Raw genomic sequence first — 20,158 nt, 5'->3', positions numbered from 1 at the left:
CGGATGCGGCGAACGACATCGACCGATGCCCGTAAGAAGGACACGCGCGAAAAAATCGAGCTGGGCGGCCTGATTGTGAAGGCCGGCCTGCGCTACGAAAAACGGGCGCTGCTGCTGGGGCTGCTGATCGATGCTGCCGGGCGTATCCGCGGTGACGAAACGGAGCGCTCGCGCCTGACCGCAATCGGTGCGGAGTCGTTTGGTCATGACGGTGAATAGGCTCCTTCTTGCGACCCTGCCCGCGGCATTGATGATCACCACCATGTTGGCAATGCTGGGCATTGAGACCTGGCTCTCGGAGTTCGGAGCATCGCCTCAGGCGAAACTGATGCTCGGGCGGATCGGTCTCGCCCTGCCCTACGCGGCCGCGGCCGCGATCGGCGTGATTGCCCTGTTCGCGACGGCGGGCGCGGCCAACATCAAGACTGCCGGTTTGAACGTATTGGCTGGTGCTTCCGTCGTCTGCATCGCAGCGATCGCACGCGAGGGGTGGCGGCTGCACGCTCTCGTCGATCGGGTGCCTCACGGCCAGTCGGTGTTCGCCTACACTGATCCATCGGCGATGCTTGGCGCATGCGCGGCCGTCTTCACAGGGATTTTCGCACTGCGCGTCGCGATCAGGGGGAACGGCGCCTTCGCGAAAGCAACGCCGCGGCGGATCGCGGGGAAGCGGGCCGTGCACGGCGAGGCCGACTGGATGAAGATGGCTGACGCCGCCAGGCTGTTTCCCGATGCCGGCGGCATCGTGATCGGTGAACGCTACCGTGTCGACAAGGACAGCGTAGCGGCCATGCCGTTCCGGGCCGATGAGGCGCGGAGCTGGGGCGCCGGCGGCAAGTCTCCACTTTTGTGCTTCGACGGCTCGTTCGGTTCGTCGCACGGTATCGTCTTCGCCGGCTCGGGCGGCTTCAAGACGACATCCGTGACGATCCCGACCGCGCTCAAATGGGGCGGCGGCCTCGTCGTGCTCGACCCGTCGAGCGAGGTTGCGCCGATGGTTGTCGATCACCGGCGCAAGGCTGGACGCAACGTGATCGTGCTCGATCCCGCCACGCCCGCGATCGGTTTCAACGCGCTCGACTGGATCGGCCGTCACGGCAACACGAAGGAAGAGGATATTGTCGCGGTCGCGACCTGGATCATGACCGACAATGCGCGCACCGCGTCGGCCCGCGACGACTTCTTCCGGGCATCCGCCATGCAGCTCTTGACGGCGCTGATCGCCGACGTCTGCCTTTCCGGCCACACGGACGAGAAGGACCAGACGCTGCGCCGAGTCAGGGCCAATCTTTCCGAGCCGGAGCCGAAGCTGCGCGAGCGCCTGACGCGGATCTACGAGCAGTCGGAATCCGAGTTCGTGAAGGAGAACGTTGCCGTGTTCGTCAACATGACACCGGAGACATTTTCCGGCGTCTACGCCAATGCGGTGAAGGAAACACACTGGCTCTCCTATCCGAACTATGCGGCGCTCGTGTCGGGCGACAGTTTCTCGACCGATGATCTCGCCGGAGGCGAAGCGGACCTGTTCATCGCGCTCGATCTCAAGGTGCTGGAGGCACATCCTGGTCTGGCGCGCGTCGTCATCGGCTCGCTGCTGAACGCGATCTACAATAGCAATGGCAAGGTCAAGGGACGCACGCTCTTCCTGCTCGACGAGGTCGCCCGCCTCGGCTATCTGCGCATCCTCGAAACCGCGCGCGACGCCGGCCGGAAATATGGCATCACGCTCACCATGATTTTCCAGTCGATCGGCCAGATGCGCGAAGCCTACGGCGGCCGTGACGCGACCAGCAAATGGTTCGAGTCCGCGTCGTGGATCTCGTTCGCGGCGATCAACGATCCGGACACGGCGGATTATATTTCGAAGCGCTGCGGCGACACCACGGTCGAGGTCGACCAGACAAATCGCTCGATGGGGATGAAGGGATCGTCGCGCTCGCGATCGAAGCAGCTCAGCCGCCGGCCACTGATTATGCCGCACGAGGTCCTGCGCATGCGCAGCGACGAACAGATCGTCTTCACATCAGGCAATCCGCCGCTCAGATGCGGTCGCGCCATCTGGTTCCGGCGCGACGACATGAAGGCCTGTGTCGGGCAGAACAGGTTCCATCGCGAAGAAGAGAGAGGTGGATGAGAGCCGCGCTCGAACGAGCTTTGTCTGATGCCGGCGGAAAGCCGGTCCGCGAGAGGATCGCAACCCGCATGGGACGAAACCGCTTGGCGGGTTCGGTGCGCTCCAGCGCATAGAGCCGTGCGGCAAAGCCGCCTCGCCCACGCCCCTCTTCCTCCGGAAGGGAAAACCATCAGCGAGATGAATCGATCACACCGCACCGATTCATGGAAGTCGTTGGACGCGGGCTCGCAAAGACGCGAGAATCCGGGCATGCAAAACGAGGAAACACGCCTGGTTCATCTTCACCGTATCGACGCTACACAGAATATGCGGCGCTTCTATATGCTCGCGATCCAGCCGACCCTGTTTGGTGGCGCCTCCGTCATCCGCAACTGGGGCCGGATCGGATCTAACGGTCAGACGATGATGGAAACCTTCGACTCTCAAGAAGATGCGGATACAGCGCTGTCGCGCCTCGAACGTACGAAACGAAAGCGGGGTTATCGCAACGTTCGCTGCGCCGAATGACACACCTTCAACATCCCGAGCCTGCTGTTTCCTGTGGTTTTCTCGCATCTGGCAACACTTCCAGCATTCGGACCTCTATCGGCGCCACACCTTCATCGTCATAGCTGAAGGACATCCACAAGCAGAGGAGACTGTCCTTCATGACCACCACCAATGAAATCGCCGACAAGATTGCATCCGAGCAGAACCTGACCAAGGCACAGGCCAAGGCCATCGTCGAAAGCGTGTTTAGCCAGATCGCCGAGGCAGCAAAGAGCGGCGCGGAAACATCCATCCCATCCTTCGGCAAGTTCAAGATCAAAGACACGCCGGAACGCGAGGGCCGCAATCCCGCAACCGGTGCAACGATCAAGATCGCCGCTTCGAAGAAGCTGACGTTCACGCCGGGCAAGGCGGTCAAGGACGCACTGAACGGGTGAGGCGAGTGGGCTGCTGAGATCGGCACCCCTATGGAAGGCTCCTAGAAAGGAGGCTCCCCGCTGATGCGGCCGTCCTGTTCGGCCTCAACGGCGGCAAGCTCGGCCTGGGCCTGTTCCAGCTCCACCGCGATCTGGCGGCGCTCGCTCGCGTCCAGAACGGCCCTGAGTTCAGCTTTCAGTTCCTCGATTTGCATTTCGAGAGAAATCGTCATCGTCGTCTCCTTGACGTTTGTGAAAGACGACGTCGCGCGTCATGGCGGAGCGGAGGAGTCCAGGAGCGCGGAACGCGACCGCCGGAGGCGGCGAGCGGGGGAGCCGAAATGCGCCAGCATTTTGATGATGTGGACGGCCCTCCGAGACCTCAGCGCAAAGGTGCTATTCTCAGCCCGCACAATTCGGACAAGGAACCACGTCATGGCTTTTGAGAAGATAAGTGTTATCGGCCTCGATCTGGCCAAGAATGTTTTCCAGCTACATGCTGTCGACGAAGCCGGCGACATCATTATCCGCCGCCAGCTCCGCCGGAATCAGCTTCTGCAATTCTTCGAGCACCTGCCACGCTGCCTTGTCGGCATGGAGGCATGTTCGACGTCACACTATTGGGCTCGTGAACTCGGCCGCCTGGGCTTCGAGGTCAAGCTGATGCCGCCAGCGTATGTTAAGCCCTACGTCAAGCGCGGCAAGAATGATGCAGCGGATGCCGAGGCGATTTGCGAAGCAGTGACCCGTCCTACGATGCGTTTCGTTCCCGTGAAGAGCTGTGAGCGTCAGGCACTCCTGATGCAGCATAAGACACGGGATCTGCTGGTGCGGCAGCGGACCGCTCTTATCAACGCCTTGCGTGGGCATCTTGCGGAATTCGGGATTGTTACGTCGCAAGGAAGATTAGGCTTGAGAGCGGCAATTGAAGCGCTCAGCGCTGCCCAGGAATTCCTACCAGAGCCCTCCTGGCAACCGTTCGAACACATAAGGAAACAATTGGAGGAACTGACCCACAAGATTGCTGAACTCGATCGCATTATACTGCGGTGGTGCCGCAACGAAGCGGCTGCCCGGCGTTTGATGACCATTCCCGGCGTCGGTTTCCTAACGGCAGCGGCGATCGCTGCTTCGGTCGGCGACGCCACCGAGTTCAAATCTGGCCGTCAGTTCGCAGCTTGGCTTGGATTGACCCCACGACAAAACAGTAGCGGTGGGAAAGAGAGGCTTGGCCGGATCAGCAAACAAGGCGATCGCACAATCCGACGATTGTTGGTAGTCGGCGCCACCGCCGTCGTGCGCAGAGCCCGTCTTGACGCTGCGTCATTTCCCTGGATCGCTCGCTTGTTAGATCGCAAGCCCGCCAAGCTGGTCTCGGTAGCGATCGCAAACAAGACCGCGCGCATTGCATGGGCAATACTCAGGCGGAGGGAAAACTATCGTTTTGCCACCGCCTGAAAAGATCTGTTCGGCCCGCGTGTGGCCGGATGGAGGAGTGGAGGACTTAGTTTGATGGCGAACCGGTTAGACCGGGGACGGAGGAAAGCCGGGGTTCCCCCAGCGCCTCGAGCGCGACAATTTGATTGGCTCTCCGTCTGCGGATCTCATCAGGGCCAGTGGCGTTGATGCCACGATTATAGGCCGGACACATGACTGAACCTAATTGGTCGCTCACAAACAAAAGTCTTGCATTCCACGGGCCGTCCACACATGGGGGTACCGCTCGTGCTGGACGCCGTCGGTCCGCCATGGCATTCTCGGACGAACTGAGCAGACCCCCAGCTCTCCGTATGGCACCGAAAAGCCGGAAGCGGGTTCGAGGCCCGCGACCGGCTTCCTCATCCGGGAGAGGGAGAGCCCCGCCTGCCGGCGGAGCTCCTCGGGTTCGGATCAGGCTTCCCGCTTCGGGCGGTTCCAGATGAGGGCGTATTCCCCTTCCTTCTCGCTCGGCCAAAGCGCCGCGGTGATCGGGGCGTTGAAGCTCGGGTCGTCCAGCTTGACCGAGATATATTCCTCGCCGTCGTTGGAGACCGCCTTCCAGCCCGCGCCGACCTCGACGCCGTTGCCGGCGGTGATGCGGAAGTCCGGGGCGTCGCGCGAGACGCGCTCGATGGGGTTCAGGCGGGCCTTCATGCTGACCGTGAGCGTGCGGACGTTGCCGATAATCGAGTTGTTGCCGTTGGTGGTGAATTCGCCGATGACTGCCATTGTCGTGATCCTTTCCGGTTTGCTCGAGCCGCGCCCACCGCGGCCTCGATGGCGGTGTAAGGACCGATGGCGATCGACGCCGCACCCCGGGGGGCCGGAACGTGAGTGGAGGACGGCCGGGAGCGGCTTTCTTGGTTACCGCGAGGAATGCGAACGCAGTTCGCAGGGGAAGAAAGTTGCGGACGGCCGTTGCGGGATGGCGATCGAGACGAAGTCGTCCTTCGGTCACACCAGATCCATCGAGGTCTGCGTGGGTGTGGCCCGCTTCAATCGAGCAAGGAACACCGATCATGGCCCGGAGTTCATCGGCGATCCCCGACGGCGACCGCGGTGATGGCACCGCTCTCTCACGATGGCTCCCGTCCGCACGGCTCGCCGTGTCCGTCGATCCCTCACCGACGCCCCATCCGCATCATGTCCATGACGAATGCGCTGGTCGGCGCCGATCTTATGGCGGCTCTTCCATCGCGCGCGTATCCTCGGACAAGCGGGCAACCCGGGTTTCACGGCACCTCCCTGGAGGGCGGTCGAGAGGAAGGAATGGGAGCGCTTCGAAACCAACAGGCTCGCGGCATGCCTATATCGACCACACCAGATCCGCCGTCGCGCGGCGGGGCTCGTTCCGCGTGCCTGCCGACTTCGCCCGCCCGATCAGAAGGGCCTACACGTGACGATCGCCGACACTGCACCGCGCCGTTAGACGTCGCTCGGCGAAATGAGCTTCGGCCCTCTCGTCGGGAGTGTCGGCCCGGGAATCTTCCAAGGCCTCCTGCACCTTCGCCCGAAACCAGCCATCATGGCCGGCCGCGTCAGGGTACGGTGTCGACGTCTGTCTGTCTGAACTCATCTGCCGTCGCCAGAATGGGTACGTTATAATATTTGGCGCATGCATAATGCAGGCAGTCACCGAGATTGAGGCCCCGGCGGCCCGCGCGATAGCGATGCGCGGCGGAAAGAGCGATCCGGGTCGTCGCGTCCGCAGGCGGGAGATCGCGGATTTCGATTCCGCGCTCATCGAGGAACTCGATGACGATCGGTTCTACCTCCGCCACGGCGAGGCCGAACTTGTCGGAGCGGGCAAGGCCGAGCACCGCTTCAAGCACGGCAACCGGGGATGTGAAGGCGACCTTCGCGGACGCGATCGCATTGGAGACACGCTCCGCTTCCGGCTCGTCGGAGAGGAGCGCTATGATGGCGCAGGCATCGACGAACATCAGCTTTCCCACAGTTCGTCGTAGGCTTCGTGCGGAAGCGGCTGTCTCGCAGCGGCATCGAGTTTGACGCCATGTTGTTCGCGGAGCCGGGCAGCGGTTTGCAGCGGCGTCTCCTCGTGACGGCGGCGTTCGATCGCCTCTTTCATGGCAATCACGATCGCATCAGTAATGCTGACGCCAGCCATATGCGCGAACTTGCGCGTGAGCGCGTCCGCTTCAGGATTGTTGACGTTGATCGGCATGGGTCACTCCATGTAGATAAATTCAGGAAGTAATGTAGATCGCCTCGCCCATATCTGCAAGGTTTCTCCAACGGGTGACACGAAGGTCGCGCGGCCGACGGGGAAGGCGTCTCGCCCTCCCCGTCGATCTCCGAGGCGGAAAGCATCAGGCGGCCTGCCGCCCGGTCTCCGCATTCGGCTGGAGGTCATGAAGATAGGCGACAGCGCGTTGCGCATGTGCGGCCGCCTGGAAGATTGCCCGGCGGTCACCGTCGAGCAGCTTCAACCACGAGGCCACATAGCTCGCGTGATCCGGCAGCGGCTCCAGTTCCGGGACGATCCCGAGATCGGCGCAGAGGAAACATGCCCCTATGTCGGCACAAAGCTCTTCGCGCGCGCGATCCGTGCGATCCTTATGGTAGCGGCTCAAATCCCGATTCAGCCGGTGGCTTGCGCCGACCCAGTGGGTGACCTCATGTCCGAGGACGGCGTAATAACTCTCGGCATCCCGGAACGTCTCGAAACCCGGCATCTGAATGCTATCGCTGGATGGCTGATAGAAGGCCTGTGACCCACCATGCCGGATCACCGCGCCCGTGTTGGCGAAGAAGCGGTCCGCGTACTCGATGCGCCCGAGCGGCTCTGCGCCCGGTTCCGGGCGGTGATAGTAGTGATCCGGAAGCCCCTCGATTTGATCACAATTGAACACCGTGTACGCCTTGAGGAACGGTATGTCGCGCTCGACTTCACCGCCGTCGGCATCCTTCTCGGTCTTCGTGAAGCGGCTGGCGTAGACGACGGTCGCGCCGCTCTCGCCCTTGCGAACATGGGCGCCAAGTTCGTTCGCCTGGCGCAGCGTCATCCAAGTCGCCGACATGAACCCGCTGGCGATACTCTCGGACCAGAGCAGGAGGACATTCAGCCCCGTATATGGCTGGCCGTTATGGCGCAGCGGCCGGGTGATCCGGCCGGACATGTTGCCGGCACTCCAGGGCTGCACCCACGGGCGCACGCCCTTCTCCAGATCGGCGACAATGCGCTCCGTGATCCGCGCATAGATGTCAATCCTCGGACTTTCTGATTTCCTGCTCATTCTTCTGACCTCCGTGTGAGGCCGCGCCCATCGCGGCCCCGTCGCGGAGGGCCGATGGCAGGAGCGGTGAGGCGGCATGCGCACCGGACCGGCCGGAACGAAGAGAAGGACGGCGTAGCCGTTGCGCCTGCCGTCGGCTCCTGCAGGACCGACAGAAGGGACGGGCCGCGATGGCGCCTGTCTCTCGCCCCGATTTCTTTCTCTCTCACCTCTCCTGATGCGACTTCGCCGCGACGTCGAAACACGAAAAGCCGCCCCCCGTGAGGAGACGGCTTCTTCCTGGATACGATGAAGGCGGAGCCGAAGCTCCACCAGGTCGGCCTCAATCGAAGGCCGACATCTGCGCGGCAGCCGCCTTGCGGTCGAGGGACTGGCCCGGATTATCAACCGGCCGGTCGAAGGGCTTCCATGCTTCGCCAACGATCTGCTCGTAAGCGGAGACGGCACCTTCGGCGGCCGTCCTGAGCGCGTGGGCCTGGATCCCCATGTCGGCGGCGAACTCGCGCTTGCGCTGGGCGGCGCTGTCATAGCCGACTGGACCGTCAAGATCCTCGTCGCGGGCGTCGGCGGCTCCCTTGGCGGTGGCGTCACGCGCCTCGCTGACGGCGCGGGAGTAGAACTGGCCCGCGCCATGAGCGGATCCGACATACGCTCCAACGATGCGCTGCAGATGGATCTGCATCGCCCGTTCGCTTAAGCCCTCGGAGAGTCCTGTGGCGGTTTCGATGATCAGGCGCTCGTGCATGTCGCGGATGCCGTCGCTGTCGAGAATGGCGGTCCCGAAGCTCTCGGCGATCCGGAGCGCCTGCGCTTCATCGGGGCATGTGAGGCGGACCATTTCGATGGTGGCGCCCTTGCGGAGCTGGACGACTCGGGCGGATTGGCGGGACTGGGTTGCGGACTTTGTCATGGTGGTTTCCTTCCGGTTTCCCCGAAGCGGTTCGGCCCCCTTGGCCGATCTGCCCTTCGGTGCGGTCAAGAGGAGCCGGCGCAAGCCGGGCGTTTCAGGGTCCGGTCAGGCCAGATCGAGCGGAGCCGGTGCGCGGGCAAGCGGGTCTTTGAGACCTGCGAGGCCCGCGTTCCTGCTCTGCGACAAGCGGCATGACCGGCCGCCCCGCGGCGCGACAGCGGCCTTGAAACGACCGGCAGCCGGTTCAGACCGCAACGAAAGCGAAGGGCAGATCGGCAAAGGGATAGACATCGGATGCCAGAGCCGAAGAGGAAATCAGGCAAGGCGCGCGCCAAACCAGTTCCCATCTGCCGGAAGAGCTTCGATCACCAGGTTCGGAATGCTTTGCCGCCCTCCTGATGTCCGCTGGTCTGCGAGGCGCTCTCGATGGGAAAGCGGCGGCGGTTTGCTCTCGGCGGCTTTCCGCGATAGATGCGCTCCTGACATGCGGGGCCGTTGCAAGGTCTCCTACGGAAGGGGCACAACAGATGAGCGACCAGAGCAACGACGATTACGTCTATGACGAAGCAACCGGGGAATGGCGGCCGGCCTCCGAACTTGCCGCGGAGAAGGCGAAGGCAGCCGAAGTCCGCGATGCCTCCGGCAATGTTCTCGCCGACGGCGACTCCGTCGTGCTGATCAAGGACCTGAAGGTCAAGGGCGCCGGCCAGACGCTGAAGCAGGGCACCGTCATCAGGTCGATCCGGCTCACCGATAATCCGGAAGAGATCGATTGCCGCCACGACGCGATCAAGGGGCTGGTCCTGCGCACGGAATTCGTGCGCAAGCGTTGACGGGGTGCGCTACCGTTTGGGCAAGCGGTAACGATCAAGCCAGGTGGGGCCGTGCGTGTTGCGAAGTCGGCGTAATATCCCGACATCGTCATGGGGCGCTTCGCCCATCCAGGCGTGGTTCAGGATGCGCTTCCACGAGCGGCCGTGTCTGGCGGCATAATCCTGAAGGGCATTCACCTCTTCCTCGGTCAGAGGTGGAAGCGGCTCGGCGTCAACGCGCCTCATGGCGCGCTCCTCTCACGACGGTGATGACGACATTCTCGTTCCGGGCCCCGGGCGGAAGCATTGAATTCCGGTCGCGCCTGGAAAGCGGCGATGGCCGCCTCCTGGCGCGCGAGCTTGCGGGCAAGAGCATCGATCTCCGGCTGCCGTTCCGCGGTGATCGCCGCCAGACTGGAGCGATAGCGGGCGAGGAAGGCTTCCGGCGCGGGCGGTTTACCCCGCCGGTATCCGCTTCGGCGCCGCCCGAGCGACGGGACGAGAGCCGTCATCTTGGCGGTAATCTGCCGGTCGATCATGTCGAGCTGGCGTTGAGTCTGGCGGCGGGCCTCTTCCATCCGGAAAAGCAACGCCTGACGTTCCGGGGACCGGGTCATGATGTCTCCCTCCCCTGCCAGACGACAAAGCTCGACGGCCCGTCATAGGACCGATGACGATCGACATCGATGACGAAGCCGAAACGGCCCGGTTCGTATTCGGCAGACGGCACGAGAAAACGTCGTTCCCCGGTATTGTGCTCCCGCTTCCCGCCGCGCGTGGCGATCACTTCGGTCATGCCGGGATGATGATCAGAGCGAAGGGCGGAGATGACGATCCAGTCACCGGCATGGGCCGCCTCGAAAGCGCGACGGTCCTTCACATGAGATTCACCGGGCGCCAGGGTCGTGCCGAAGATGGTTTCCCAGGCGTCGGGCCACCAATCCTTGATCGACCGTTCCGCGCAGCGGCGTTCGAACGCGGTGAACAGGAAGGGGAAGGTGATCGCGACGATCGCCCAAGCGGAGTCCTCCTCATAGAAGCCGTCTTTCGACCGCAGCAGCGGGTGAACCTTTCGGTTGCGCTCAGCCGAGAGCTTGAAGCCGCCGTGCCCGGCGGTGGAATGGCACTCGACGCCCTCCGCATAGACGATCGTGCGCTGCGACATTCCCCAGGGCGTATGGACACGGGTGAAGATCTCGCAGCGGCCAAGTGCCTGCCGTTCGCGTTGATGTTCGGCGTTCTCGATCACGCGTGCACGAAACGCCGCCTCGTCGGCGAGTTCGCCGGAATGACCGTAGAAGTCGGATCGCCGCCACTCGGCGAACGGCCGGGCGATCTTCCAGCCAGTGGCAAGATAGTGCCGGCCTTCACGGCTAGGCAACATCGCGAACGCCGTGTCGTGCAAGCGGGCGACCGGAAACCCGTCGGCGGATCGCCCAAAAGAGACCTCCGGATATCGGGAGGTATCATTGGCTTCGGTCATGACAGGGCTGGTGTTCATGCTGCCGCCCTCCCTTCCACGACGGCGGCTGCGACCTCATCCGCAGTGACGACCTCCAGCACGGCATGAGGATAACCATGTCGGGACAGCCATTCCTCTGCGACTTGGCGGTTCGCTGCGAGATGGACGAGCTCGGCATTGTCGCCGGCGCGGTCGAAGACCCGGCAACTGCCGATGGCAGGCCGTTCGACGATCGTGAACGTCAGACTTGTTTCCAGCGAAAAGCTGCGGTGGACGCGGATGGCGATGACGCCACCAGCGCCGTGGTCGGCCTCATGAAGCGTAAAATTAGCTGGCAGGATGATGTTGCCGGCGGCTCGTTCGTCCTGCTTGCGGATCAACCGGCCGCTGCTGTTATTGCTCTGCCATGCAGACAGCTTCCTGCGATGGCGTTCGGGTGGCTGCGGCGTGCCATCCGACCAGGCGATGAAGGAGCCGATGGGTGCCATAAATGCGATATGCGCTGACATGCAAGTTCTCCCTGAGTTTCGAGGGGTTGCGAAAACGAAACCGCCGCCGCTGGAGATCACCGGCGGCGGAACATCATTCGGAAGGAAAGTGGGGCGTGCGGCTATTCCGCCGCGACGCGATAGGCGGCCTGCTCATCGTCGGGATCGGTTGTCGCCGGAGCATCGTCGAAGGTGTCGGGCAGATCGTCCCCGCCTTCGAACGGACCGAGACCGTCACCTTCAGCGGCGGGGCGGCCACCGCCCGGAGCGCCTTCACCAGTATCTCCACCCGTCTCCGTATCGACCGCGGCGCCCTCAACGGGCGCGTCGAGGCCATCCTCTGCGGCGTCAACCTGGGCTTCCTCGTCGTCGAGGGTGTCGGCATGCTTGATCAGATCGGCGACATCATTCGGATCGGGCGCGAAAAGCGCCGACGAATGAACGAAATGACCTTCCTTGAAGTGGTCGACCAGGGCCGCACGGGTTTCCCGCACCTTCTGGCGGGGGAGCACATTGGCCTCCTTCGCCGCCGCTTCCAGTGCCTGCCGCGACAGGCACAACAGGAAATCTTCCGAGCCCATGTTCGTGAGATACCCGTCGGCGCCGATGGCTTCACCGGCGATGCGGGAAACGACACCGCTGTTCGACATGCCGCGCCTGCACGACAGGACGTCGATCAACATGGAGCGGGCGGCGACGCGCACCGTCTCCGTATCGAAGGCGAGCTTTCCGTCCTGGGAAAACAGACGTGCGGCATGGCGCCGGAAACGCTTCGGTCCGAACACGGTGTCGTTGGCGCCGGAGTCGACGCGGACGTTCTGGCCGGCAAGTGAGAGAACCAGCAACGCCATCAGCATGTCGTCCTCGATCGGCGCGCGGCCGAGCGCCTCGTGAAGCGCGTCGGTGCGGAAATCGCCGATCATGTCATGGCCCTTCTGCGTGACGTCGGGGCGCGGCTTCGGCGTGTCGATGATCCTGCCGTCATGGACATCGCCCTGCCCGCCTGTCGTGGAGACGCCGGATTTGCCTTTCGCTTGTCTGTCCTCCGGCATCCGGAAAGCAACCGACTGCACCTTGCCGTCACGGTCGAGATACATGGCTACATGATCGGACTTCGACGGCTTGCCGTAGACGCGTTCCGCCTTCTTCGGCAGTTCCGGCTGACCCCAGTTGTTGACCTCGACGATCGCACCCTTCTTCGGAAGGTTGCTGGTCATCCATTCCTGTTGGGCGCCAAGAAAAGCCTCGACGTTGGTGGTATAGCGCGTGTCTTCGTCAGCCGGCGAAAACAGGTCCTCGACCCACCCGATGCCGTAAGCCGCGGCGAGGTCGTCACCGAAGCTCGCATCCTTCGCATACATGCGGGTTTTCGAGAGCGCACGGGAGATATTGTACCAGTCCGCCCGCTCGTTCTTCTTCGGCTTGTGCGCCTTCCACACCTCTTTCTGTTCGTCGAGCGACGCCGCGGCGACGGTGCGGAGCTGCTGCTCGTTGGGCATGTCGCCGAGCGCCATGTGGTCGAGCATGGCCGGCAGCACGTTGGCGAGTAGCCTGAGTTTCCTGATCTGGCGAACCGGCAGGGCGAGCGCAACGCCGATCCCTTCCTCCGTCCAGCCCAGCGCAACGAGCCGTTCTATGCCGCGCCACTGGTCCACCCCGTTGAGAGGTTCTCTCGCGATGTTCTCGACCATCGAGCGCATGGCGCCGTTATCGTTGGCCGCCTCGCGGACGATCACCTCGATTTCCTCGAGGCCGGCGGCGATTGCCTGCCGGACGCGGCGGTGGCCGGCCTGAATGATATAGCCGTTCCCGCCATCCGTCTGCGGTGACACGACCGGGGGCTGGATGATGCCGACCGCCTTCACCGTCGCCAGAAGCAGTGCGTCAGCCTGCGGCGACGATTTGGACCGGCGCGCATCGTCGGGATTGTCCTTCAGCGCACGGGGATCGAGTTTGAGGATCTGCATGGGATTTGCTCCTTCCGGGGTTTCGGAGCGGTGCTGCCCGCTCTTGTCCGCCTTCAGTTCTTTCCGAAGACATCTCCCGGACCGCAGGGCGGGCAGACTGGCGCAACTGCGCCCGAGCGGCCCTGCCGGTATGGGCGAGCGGGGCAAAGCCTTGCGAGAACGACCGGCAGGGGTGAGGAGGGGGCGGTTGAGCGCAAGCGGCGACGGGTCGACCGGTCTGCGACCGGTTTTCCCTTTTCTTCTTTCCTTTGCCCCTGCCCCGTTTAACCGCCCTATGGCGATGAGTTAAACAAATCGCTTTTATCGCCCACTTTAATGCGGCATTATGGGCGATAAATATGGGATTTATCGCTTATGGCATGGAATTGGGAACTGGCGGAGTGGCCGGATTTCGAATGGAACCCGGAGCTGCTGCGGGTCAGGGAGCAGGCATTCGTCGAGAATGCGGCTATCGCCGTCGGCACCATACGCCATCTGGGGAAAGACGACCGTGAGGAGGTCGTGATCGAGCTGCTCAGCTCCGATGCTTTGAGCACATCGGCAATCGAGGGTGAAGTCCTTGATCGCGACAGTGTGCAAACGTCCCTTCGGCGGCAACTCGGAATGTCCGCTGCAGCTTTCCGCAGCAGGCCGGCCGAAGCTGGCATTGCCGAGATGATGGCGGACCTCTATCGACACCCGCTTGACCCCATCACCGAGGAGCGGCTGTTCGAATGGCACCGAATGGTCATGAACGGCCGCCGCGACATCGCCGATATCGGCAGCTATCGCGGCCATGACGAACCGATGCAGATCGTCTCAGGCGCATTCGGCCGCCAGCGCGTGCACTTCGAAGCACCTCCATCCAATCGCCTGGCGGCCGAGATGGGCAGGCTTCTGGAATGGCTTGAACAGACCTCTCCCGAAGGACCCGACCCGCTTGCCGCTCTCACCCGTGCCGGCATCGCCCATCTGTGGTTCGAGAGCATCCATCCTTTCGAGGACGGGAATGGCCGTATCGGCCGAGCGATCGCCGAAAGCGCGCTTGCACGGGCAATTTCGACGCCAACCTTCAGTGCCTTGTCGAAATCGCTGCTGCGACACCGCAAGGACTATTACGCGATGCTGGAGGCGGCTAGTTCCACACTTGTTATCGATGACTGGCTCTCGTGGTTCGCGGACCGGGCGCTCGAAGCCCAGAAATCCGCGGACGAACTGGTCCGCTTCCTGATCGAAAAGACGCGGTTCATGGACAGGCTGCGTGGTGCACTGAATGAACGACAGGAGAAAGTCCTTCTTCGCATGCTGGCCGAAGGTCCCGAAGGTTTCGCTGGAGGCTTGAGCGCCGGCAACTACGCCACGATCACCGGCGCTCCGCCTTCGACCGTAACCCGCGACCTTGCCGACTTGGTCGACAAGGGCGCATTGCTGCGCACCGGCGAGCGCAAGGCGACGCGCTACCGGCTGTATCTCGAAAACGACACATAGGCGACCTGGTCGAGGACGCCAGTGAGCGGATTAAGCCGCGATACCTTGCTTTTCGTCATCATCGCAAGCGGATTTGGCGAGCACCTCCTCGACCTCACGCAGCTTCTGGCGCTTCTCAGCCAGTTCGTCGGCAAAGGCAAAGGTGCCACCCTGACGCGACTGGTAGGAGGAAAGCCGCCGCTGGTACTCAGCCAACCTCAGGCGATAACGTTCCCGCTCCTCTTCGAACCCGCTGAGTGCATGCTCGAGGCGGGAGATGGCACCAAGCGGCGTGACGGTCACCGGCAGATCGATCTCTTGGGTCCCGCCGGTGCGCTGGAGCAGGGTCTGATAGTGGTAGTTGTCACCCCGGCCGAAGCGCTCGCCTTCATAGACGAGATCGAAGCCGCCGATGCGGGCGAGACGGACTTCACCCTCCTGCTGGAACTGGACGACGGTGAGGATCTCCTTCATCAACGCCCGACCGGCATCCTTCCGCTCCGTGTATGGCTTGCCCATCACGGTCATGGTGAAGGTGTCGCCGGAGGTCGGAACCAGCCGTTCGATGTCCTGGCCGATTTCGCCGATACGGCGGGTTGCCGTCTCGATCTCGCGCTCGGCATCGCGGAGCTGCCGGCGAACAGCAAAGAGATCGTCGTCATGAGCGGCGCGCAGGCGCTCAAGTCGGGCAATATCGGCTTCCAGGCCCGCTTTCTGCATCAGGCGCTCATCGCCACTGGCAATAGCCTTGGCCATGGCGAACTGGTTGGCCTGGCCTTCGTTCAGGTCCTCCAGCCTGCGAATCGAGGTATCGCCGGAGAGTGCCGCTGCTATGAAGCGCGCTTTGCGCTCGTTCTGCTGCCACATCGTCGCGTCGAGGCTTCCCTGCGTGGCGTAAGCATAGATATCGACCTCGTCGTGCTGGTTGCCCTGACGCACGATGCGGCCCTCCCGCTGCTCGATCTGTGACGGAAGCCACGGCACGTCGAGATGGTGCAGGGCCTTCAGGCGAAGCTGGGCGTTGACGCCGGTGCCCATCGTTTCGGAACTGCCGATCAGGAAGCGGACCTTGCCGGCGCGGACGTCGCCGAACAGGCGCTGCTTCGCTTCGGTCTTCTTGTAATCCTGCATGAAGGCGATTTCTGACGGCGGCACGCCCATGCGGATGAGCTCGTCGCGGATCCAGCGGTAGGCTGAGAAGCCGCGGCTCTTCTCGACATTGATCGTCCCGAGATCGGAGAAGATCATCTGCGCCGCACCGGGCAGCTCGTAGACTTTGCCGTCCGGGCGGCGATAGCTGTTCTCCGAAGTTTCCCTCCAGATACGGAAAGCGTTACGGACCAGCAGATTGAGCTTGTTCTCCGGCTCGTCATCTATTGCCGGCATGACCAGGCGCAGATCGATCGCGGCATGGCGGCCATCAGTGATAACGGACAGCAGGATGTCGTCACCGGGTTGCGCCGGCCCCTCGCGCATCTCGATCGCCTTGATGCGGGTTTCGAGGATCTGCTGGTAGGCTTTGAAGGCAGGCGTTGGCGCGGCGGTCAGGATTTGCCGCTTGCCCGTCGCGATCTCCGGCACCCTGACGTGCGCTTTAAGATCCTCCGGCATCACCACGTCGGCGAAGGCCCGAAACATAGCAATCAGTTCGGGGACGTTGACGAAACTGGCGAAGCGGCTGACCGGCTTGTATTTGCCGGATGGCTGAAGCTCCAGTTCGGTGCGTTCATCCCCGAAATTGCTCGCCCAGGCGTCGAACTCGTGAAGCCCGCGCTCACGCAAGGCCTCGTAGCCGAGCAGGCGCTGGATCGAAAACATCTCGCCGAGCGTGTTGGTGATCGGGGTGCCGGAGGCAAGCACGAGCGGCCGGCCCGGATTCTTCGTCTCGATGTAACGGGATTTCACATAGAGGTCCCAGGCCTTCTGCGAACCGTTTGGATCGATGCCCTTCAGCGTCGACATATTGGTTGCGAAGCTGAGTTTTCGGAACTCCTGCGCCTCGTCGACGACGATCTGGTCGACGCCGATTTCAGAGATGGTCAGAAGATCGTCCTTGCGGGTGGAGAGAGATTCCAGCCGCTCCTGCAAGGCCTCTTTCAGCCGCTCGAGCCGCTTGCGGGAGACCCGGTCCTCGTCATCAACTTTGGTCAGCAGGTCCTCGTAGAGCTGCAGCTCGTCGTGGATCATCTGTTGTTCGAAGGCGGATGGCACGCCGATGAACCTGAACGCGGAGTGCGTGATGATGATCGCATCCCAGACAGCCGTCGCAGCCCGCGACAGGAAACGTTGACGCTTGTCTTTGGTGAAGTTGGTCTCATCGGCGACGAGGATGTTCGCCGAGGGATAGAGCGCCAGGAACTCGCGTGCCGCCTGTGCGAGGCAGTGGCCGGGAACGACCAGCATCGCCTTGGCGATCAGGCCCAACCTCCGCTGCTCCATGATGGCGGCTGCCATGGTCATCGTCTTGCCGGCACCCACGGCATGGGCGAGATAGGTGGAGCCGGAGGAGATGATCCGCCAGATGCCGCGTTTCTGATGCCCATAAAGAACGAAGGCGCCAGAGGCGCCGGGTAAATTCAGATGGGAGCCGTCGAATTTGCGCGGCGCGATGTTGTTGAAGCGGTCATTATAGACCCGCGCCAACCGGTCGGTGCGATCCGGGTCTGACCAGACCCAATTCTGGAACGCCTCCTTCATCCGCTGAAGTTTGTCACGGGCGGCTTCCGTGTCGACGACATTCAGCACCCGCCGCTCTCCATCGGCGTCCTTCAAGGTGTCGAATATCTGCGGCACGCGGCTGTTCAGCGCATCCGCCAATAGTTCGCCGGCATGGCGGCGGCTGGTCCCCCATTCCGATGTGCCGGCGGCGCTGTAACCAAGCTGACGAGCCTCGACCGTCCATGAACCAAGCTCGGGCATATGGTGGATCCTGATCTCGGCACCCATCGTTTCCTTGACGAAGGTCACAACGTCGGAGGCCGGAATCCAGGGCGCCCCGAGCCGAGCGGTAATATCCGACGGACGCAGATCGGCGGGCTGGACTTGCCTGAGTGCCACGACATTACGCTGGAAGACGGGATCAAGCGCAGCGGCAGCCTCCGCCGCCGCAAGCTTGGTGCGGACCGGACCGGAGAGATAGGCGTCCGAGGTCTGCCACGAACTGTCGGTCGGATCGCGGAAGATGGCATCACCGAGTTCGGCAATCACCGCCTCGGAGTCGCGGTGCAGGAGTTCGGCGATATGGTCGATATCGACGCGGCCGCACTCGTTGAGCACCACGGCGAGCGCATCCGCCGCGGACGTGATCACCGGGGCCGCGGGAGGTGAGATCACCCTTTCGGAGAAGATCGGACCGGGACGGGCGGTATCGGTTTCGAGATCATAATCCTCGATGGAGGCGACCAACCAGCAATCGGGATCGTCACGGAAGGGCTGAAGGTTCGGCTGCCGATGGGTCTCCCGCACCTCGCCAGTCTCGGTATCCTCCGAGATCGAAACCGTGGTGTGATTGATCGGGCCGAAATCACGGACGAACGAGGACCAGGCGATACGCAGGCGCACCTGAAGATCCTTCCACGGGTGGTCCTGTTCCTGGGCCTTCAGCACCTCCCGCACGGCATCCCGGACCGGGATCAGCTTTCGGATGATACGGACATGCTTTTCCGGAATGCCTTCCGCGGAGCGGCCCTTGCGGACCTTGATCTCGACCGGAGAGCCGTCGACCATCTGCATCAGGCCGTGCCTGGCGTCGATGAAGAAGCTGCCCTCGCGGACCTTCTCGTCCCTGGGGCGGAGATCGACGATCTCGCCAAGCTCGTCCTCCAGGTCGATGTCGATTTCGGTCGACTCGCCGTCGTAACGATCTTCCGGGAGGAGAGAAATGGCGGCATTCAGCGCCGCTTCGAGATCGACGCCAGCGCGACCACGGCACGTATAGGTCTCGCCGAACGGACCGGCCGTCAGCGCGTGGTCACCGAGCACGAAATCCGGATGCTTCGCAAACCAGCGATTGACGCGGATAGCGCCTTCGTCTTCTGTTGCAGGGCGGACTTCATCCACGTCGAGCCAGGTCTGGTCGCCCTCAGCTTCTCCAGCCTTGCGCTTGCGGAAGAACAGGATGTCAACGACGGCGTCCGTGCCGGCATCGCGGCGGAAGCTGCCTTCGGGCAGACGAATGGCCGCGATCAGGTCGGCCGATCTGGCGATATGCTCGCGGGCTGTCGCATCCGCCTTGTCCATCGTGCCGGAACTGGTGACGAAGGCCGCGAAGGCGCCGGGTTTCAGCAGATCAATGGACCTCGCGATGAAGTAGTCGTGCAGTCTGAGACCAAGTGACCGATATTGCCGGTCCGAACGCACGGTACGATCGGAAAACGGTGGATTGCCAATGGCGAGATCGTAGATCGGCGAGAGATCGGTGCGCGCGAAATCCCCTTCGATGATCCGGGCCTTCGGCTGCAGGAGCTTGACGATCCGCACTGTCACCGGATCGAGCTCGACGCCGGTGACATAGCTGCTGTCGCGATACGCCTTCGGCATCAGCGCTGGAAACAGGCCCGTGCCGATGCCGGGTTCCAGCACGCGACCACCGCGCCAGCCCATGCGCTGCAATCCTGACCAGATCGCCCGGATGATGAACTCCGGCGTGAAATGCGCATACTGCGTGCAACGCGACAGGCTGGAATAGTCGCTCTCCGAGACCGCACTTTCGAGCGACGAGCCGAGATCGTCCCAGCCCTCCCGAAAATCCACCTCGCCCGGACGGCGGAACATGCCGTTCGCCAGTTCGGAGGCGCCGAAGCCGGTGAAGCGGATCAACCGCTGCTGATGCTCGCGCGTGACCGGAATGTTGTGCCGCTCGATCTCGTTCGCGGTCAAAATGGCCGCCACACTCAATCTCGCGCGCTCTTTCCACGACGCAGCAAGGCCGCGATCCTCGCCGTCATCGAGGTAGAAGTTCGCACGATCGCCCTGCCGGCGTGGTGCTGACCTCTGGGGCAGCGCGATCGGCAGCGCCGGTGCGGGCGCCGGCGGCGTCGGATCGGGATCGTCGTCATTCGCAGGTTCGGGGGCCGTCTCGGGCGCAAAATCACCGAAGGCCGTGACGCCAAGGCCGACCCCCGACGACAGGGCTGTGTTCCCGAACATGTCGAGGGTGCCAGAAGGATCAAGTGAAAAAGGATCGTTGGGCATGAAAATGCTCTCCTTGGAAAAGGGGCGAGCGCCATCGTTCCGCTGGAGATGAGCCTCTGGGCGGGGCGGTCGCAAAGTTGTTGGAAGGGTGCGGCAAGCGCCGCG

Annotated in this window: 19 protein-coding genes; 7 read left to right on the top strand and 12 right to left on the bottom strand. The window is 62.9% G+C overall.

All coding sequences use genetic code 11. The features are described from left to right. Positions 1-3 precede the first annotated feature (3 nt). The 4 genes from traD to shn_RS34620 all read left to right on the top strand — a co-directional run bounded on the left by traD (position 4) and on the right by shn_RS34620 (position 3,060). Positions 4-219, top strand: coding sequence for a type IV conjugative transfer system coupling protein TraD (traD, locus tag shn_RS34635; protein ID WP_064334953.1), 216 nt, complete (start codon positions 4-6; stop codon positions 217-219). Continuing rightward, complete coding sequence (gene traG / locus shn_RS34630) at positions 206-2,134, top strand: Ti-type conjugative transfer system protein TraG (protein ID WP_064334952.1); 1,929 nt, start codon at positions 206-208, stop codon at positions 2,132-2,134. The genes traD and traG overlap by 14 nt, the downstream gene beginning before the upstream one ends. 249 nt (positions 2,135-2,383) lie before the next feature. Continuing rightward, positions 2,384-2,641, top strand: coding sequence for a WGR domain-containing protein (locus shn_RS34625; protein WP_064334951.1), 258 nt, complete (start codon positions 2,384-2,386; stop codon positions 2,639-2,641). 140 nt (positions 2,642-2,781) lie between these two features. Beyond that, on the top strand, positions 2,782-3,060 hold the full coding sequence (locus shn_RS34620; protein ID WP_064334950.1) for an HU family DNA-binding protein: 279 nt from the start codon (positions 2,782-2,784) through the stop codon (positions 3,058-3,060). A 41-nt stretch (positions 3,061-3,101) separates the two neighbouring features. Here shn_RS34620 and shn_RS36745 read toward each other — a convergent pair whose 3' ends face one another. After that, entirely contained in the window at positions 3,102-3,272 is a 171-nt protein-coding gene (locus tag shn_RS36745; protein ID WP_168169028.1) for a hypothetical protein, read from the bottom strand. A gap of 202 nt (positions 3,273-3,474) precedes the next feature. Between shn_RS36745 and shn_RS34615 the strand changes: the two genes are divergently transcribed. Beyond that, positions 3,475-4,497, top strand: a complete 1,023-nt coding sequence (locus tag shn_RS34615) for an IS110 family transposase (protein ID WP_024270287.1) — start codon at positions 3,475-3,477, stop codon at positions 4,495-4,497. 432 nt (positions 4,498-4,929) lie between these two features. On the opposite strand, the gene shn_RS34610 is transcribed toward shn_RS34615, so the two are convergent. The 5 genes from shn_RS34610 to shn_RS34590 all read right to left on the bottom strand — a co-directional run bounded on the left by shn_RS34610 (position 4,930) and on the right by shn_RS34590 (position 8,685). After that, the gene (locus shn_RS34610) at positions 4,930-5,247 is read right to left on the bottom strand and encodes a DUF736 domain-containing protein (protein ID WP_064334949.1); all 318 of its coding nucleotides are present in this window, start codon (positions 5,245-5,247) and stop codon (positions 4,930-4,932) included. Between the two features lie 809 nt (positions 5,248-6,056). After that, positions 6,057-6,461 carry a type II toxin-antitoxin system VapC family toxin gene (locus shn_RS34605; protein WP_064334948.1) on the bottom strand — a complete coding sequence of 135 codons (405 nt, stop codon included), beginning with the start codon at positions 6,459-6,461 and terminating at the stop codon, positions 6,057-6,059. Further along, positions 6,461-6,703, bottom strand: coding sequence for a type II toxin-antitoxin system VapB family antitoxin (locus tag shn_RS34600; protein ID WP_064334947.1), 243 nt, complete (start codon positions 6,701-6,703; stop codon positions 6,461-6,463). The genes shn_RS34605 and shn_RS34600 overlap by 1 nt, the downstream gene beginning before the upstream one ends. A gap of 145 nt (positions 6,704-6,848) precedes the next feature. Continuing rightward, positions 6,849-7,775, bottom strand: a complete 927-nt coding sequence (locus shn_RS34595) for an ArdC family protein (protein ID WP_064334946.1) — start codon at positions 7,773-7,775, stop codon at positions 6,849-6,851. A gap of 322 nt (positions 7,776-8,097) precedes the next feature. Next, a complete protein-coding gene (locus tag shn_RS34590; RefSeq protein ID WP_064334945.1) occupies positions 8,098-8,685 on the bottom strand; it encodes a hypothetical protein in 588 nt (195 codons plus the stop codon). 527 nt (positions 8,686-9,212) lie between these two features. Here shn_RS34590 and shn_RS34585 point away from each other — a divergent pair. After that, the gene (locus shn_RS34585) at positions 9,213-9,518 is read left to right on the top strand and encodes an alkylphosphonate utilization protein (RefSeq protein ID WP_064334944.1); all 306 of its coding nucleotides are present in this window, start codon (positions 9,213-9,215) and stop codon (positions 9,516-9,518) included. A gap of 9 nt (positions 9,519-9,527) precedes the next feature. On the opposite strand, the gene shn_RS35640 is transcribed toward shn_RS34585, so the two are convergent. From shn_RS35640 to shn_RS34565, 5 genes are all read right to left on the bottom strand, one after another. Further along, complete coding sequence (locus tag shn_RS35640) at positions 9,528-9,743, bottom strand: hypothetical protein (protein ID WP_084438770.1); 216 nt, start codon at positions 9,741-9,743, stop codon at positions 9,528-9,530. Further along, positions 9,740-10,114: a hypothetical protein gene (locus tag shn_RS34580; RefSeq protein ID WP_064334943.1), complete on the bottom strand. Its 375-nt coding sequence runs from the start codon at positions 10,112-10,114 to the stop codon at positions 9,740-9,742. Before shn_RS34580 ends, shn_RS35640 begins: the two co-directional genes overlap by 4 nt. Next, positions 10,111-10,998 carry a hypothetical protein gene (locus shn_RS34575; protein WP_064334942.1) on the bottom strand — a complete coding sequence of 296 codons (888 nt, stop codon included), beginning with the start codon at positions 10,996-10,998 and terminating at the stop codon, positions 10,111-10,113. Before shn_RS34575 ends, shn_RS34580 begins: the two co-directional genes overlap by 4 nt. Next, positions 10,995-11,468, bottom strand: a complete 474-nt coding sequence (locus shn_RS34570; protein ID WP_064334941.1) for a hypothetical protein — start codon at positions 11,466-11,468, stop codon at positions 10,995-10,997. The genes shn_RS34575 and shn_RS34570 overlap by 4 nt, the downstream gene beginning before the upstream one ends. 101 nt (positions 11,469-11,569) lie before the next feature. Next, entirely contained in the window at positions 11,570-13,414 is a 1,845-nt protein-coding gene (locus shn_RS34565; RefSeq protein ID WP_064334940.1) for a ParB N-terminal domain-containing protein, read from the bottom strand. Positions 13,415-13,768: 354 nt separating this feature from the next. Here shn_RS34565 and shn_RS34560 point away from each other — a divergent pair, with 354 nt between their 5' ends. Continuing rightward, positions 13,769-14,881, top strand: a complete 1,113-nt coding sequence (locus shn_RS34560; RefSeq protein ID WP_064334939.1) for a Fic family protein — start codon at positions 13,769-13,771, stop codon at positions 14,879-14,881. Positions 14,882-14,911: 30 nt separating this feature from the next. Here shn_RS34560 and shn_RS34555 read toward each other — a convergent pair whose 3' ends face one another. Further along, positions 14,912-20,053 (bottom strand): DEAD/DEAH box helicase family protein, encoded by a 5,142-nt coding sequence (locus shn_RS34555; RefSeq protein WP_064334938.1) that lies wholly within the window; start codon positions 20,051-20,053, stop codon positions 14,912-14,914. Between the last annotated feature and the right edge of the window lie 105 nt (positions 20,054-20,158).

Origin of the sequence: Shinella sp. HZN7 (assembly GCF_001652565.1) — a bacterium.
Lineage (GTDB): Bacteria > Pseudomonadota > Alphaproteobacteria > Rhizobiales > Rhizobiaceae > Shinella > Shinella granuli.
The sequence above is the reverse complement of the archived record's forward strand: the minus strand, read 5'-3'. Positions and strand labels throughout refer to the sequence as shown.

Excerpts from the sequence above, each read along its gene's own strand:
- traD (WP_064334953.1), top strand. The coding sequence starts at position 4 with ATGCGGCGAACGACATCGACCGATGCCCGTAAGAAGGACACGCGCGAA.
- traG (WP_064334952.1), top strand. The coding sequence starts at position 206 with ATGACGGTGAATAGGCTCCTTCTTGCGACCCTGCCCGCGGCATTGATG.
- shn_RS34625 (WP_064334951.1), top strand. The coding sequence starts at position 2,384 with ATGCAAAACGAGGAAACACGCCTGGTTCATCTTCACCGTATCGACGCT.
- shn_RS34620 (WP_064334950.1), top strand. The coding sequence starts at position 2,782 with ATGACCACCACCAATGAAATCGCCGACAAGATTGCATCCGAGCAGAAC.
- shn_RS36745 (WP_168169028.1), bottom strand. The coding sequence starts at position 3,272 with ATGACGATTTCTCTCGAAATGCAAATCGAGGAACTGAAAGCTGAACTC.
- shn_RS34615 (WP_024270287.1), top strand. The coding sequence starts at position 3,475 with ATGGCTTTTGAGAAGATAAGTGTTATCGGCCTCGATCTGGCCAAGAAT.
- shn_RS34610 (WP_064334949.1), bottom strand. The coding sequence starts at position 5,247 with ATGGCAGTCATCGGCGAATTCACCACCAACGGCAACAACTCGATTATC.
- shn_RS34605 (WP_064334948.1), bottom strand. The coding sequence starts at position 6,461 with ATGTTCGTCGATGCCTGCGCCATCATAGCGCTCCTCTCCGACGAGCCG.
- shn_RS34600 (WP_064334947.1), bottom strand. The coding sequence starts at position 6,703 with ATGCCGATCAACGTCAACAATCCTGAAGCGGACGCGCTCACGCGCAAG.
- shn_RS34595 (WP_064334946.1), bottom strand. The coding sequence starts at position 7,775 with ATGAGCAGGAAATCAGAAAGTCCGAGGATTGACATCTATGCGCGGATC.
- shn_RS34590 (WP_064334945.1), bottom strand. The coding sequence starts at position 8,685 with ATGACAAAGTCCGCAACCCAGTCCCGCCAATCCGCCCGAGTCGTCCAG.
- shn_RS34585 (WP_064334944.1), top strand. The coding sequence starts at position 9,213 with ATGAGCGACCAGAGCAACGACGATTACGTCTATGACGAAGCAACCGGG.
- shn_RS35640 (WP_084438770.1), bottom strand. The coding sequence starts at position 9,743 with ATGAGGCGCGTTGACGCCGAGCCGCTTCCACCTCTGACCGAGGAAGAG.
- shn_RS34580 (WP_064334943.1), bottom strand. The coding sequence starts at position 10,114 with ATGACCCGGTCCCCGGAACGTCAGGCGTTGCTTTTCCGGATGGAAGAG.
- shn_RS34575 (WP_064334942.1), bottom strand. The coding sequence starts at position 10,998 with ATGAACACCAGCCCTGTCATGACCGAAGCCAATGATACCTCCCGATAT.
- shn_RS34570 (WP_064334941.1), bottom strand. The coding sequence starts at position 11,468 with ATGTCAGCGCATATCGCATTTATGGCACCCATCGGCTCCTTCATCGCC.
- shn_RS34565 (WP_064334940.1), bottom strand. The coding sequence starts at position 13,414 with ATGCAGATCCTCAAACTCGATCCCCGTGCGCTGAAGGACAATCCCGAC.
- shn_RS34560 (WP_064334939.1), top strand. The coding sequence starts at position 13,769 with ATGGCATGGAATTGGGAACTGGCGGAGTGGCCGGATTTCGAATGGAAC.
- shn_RS34555 (WP_064334938.1), bottom strand. The coding sequence starts at position 20,053 with ATGCCCAACGATCCTTTTTCACTTGATCCTTCTGGCACCCTCGACATG.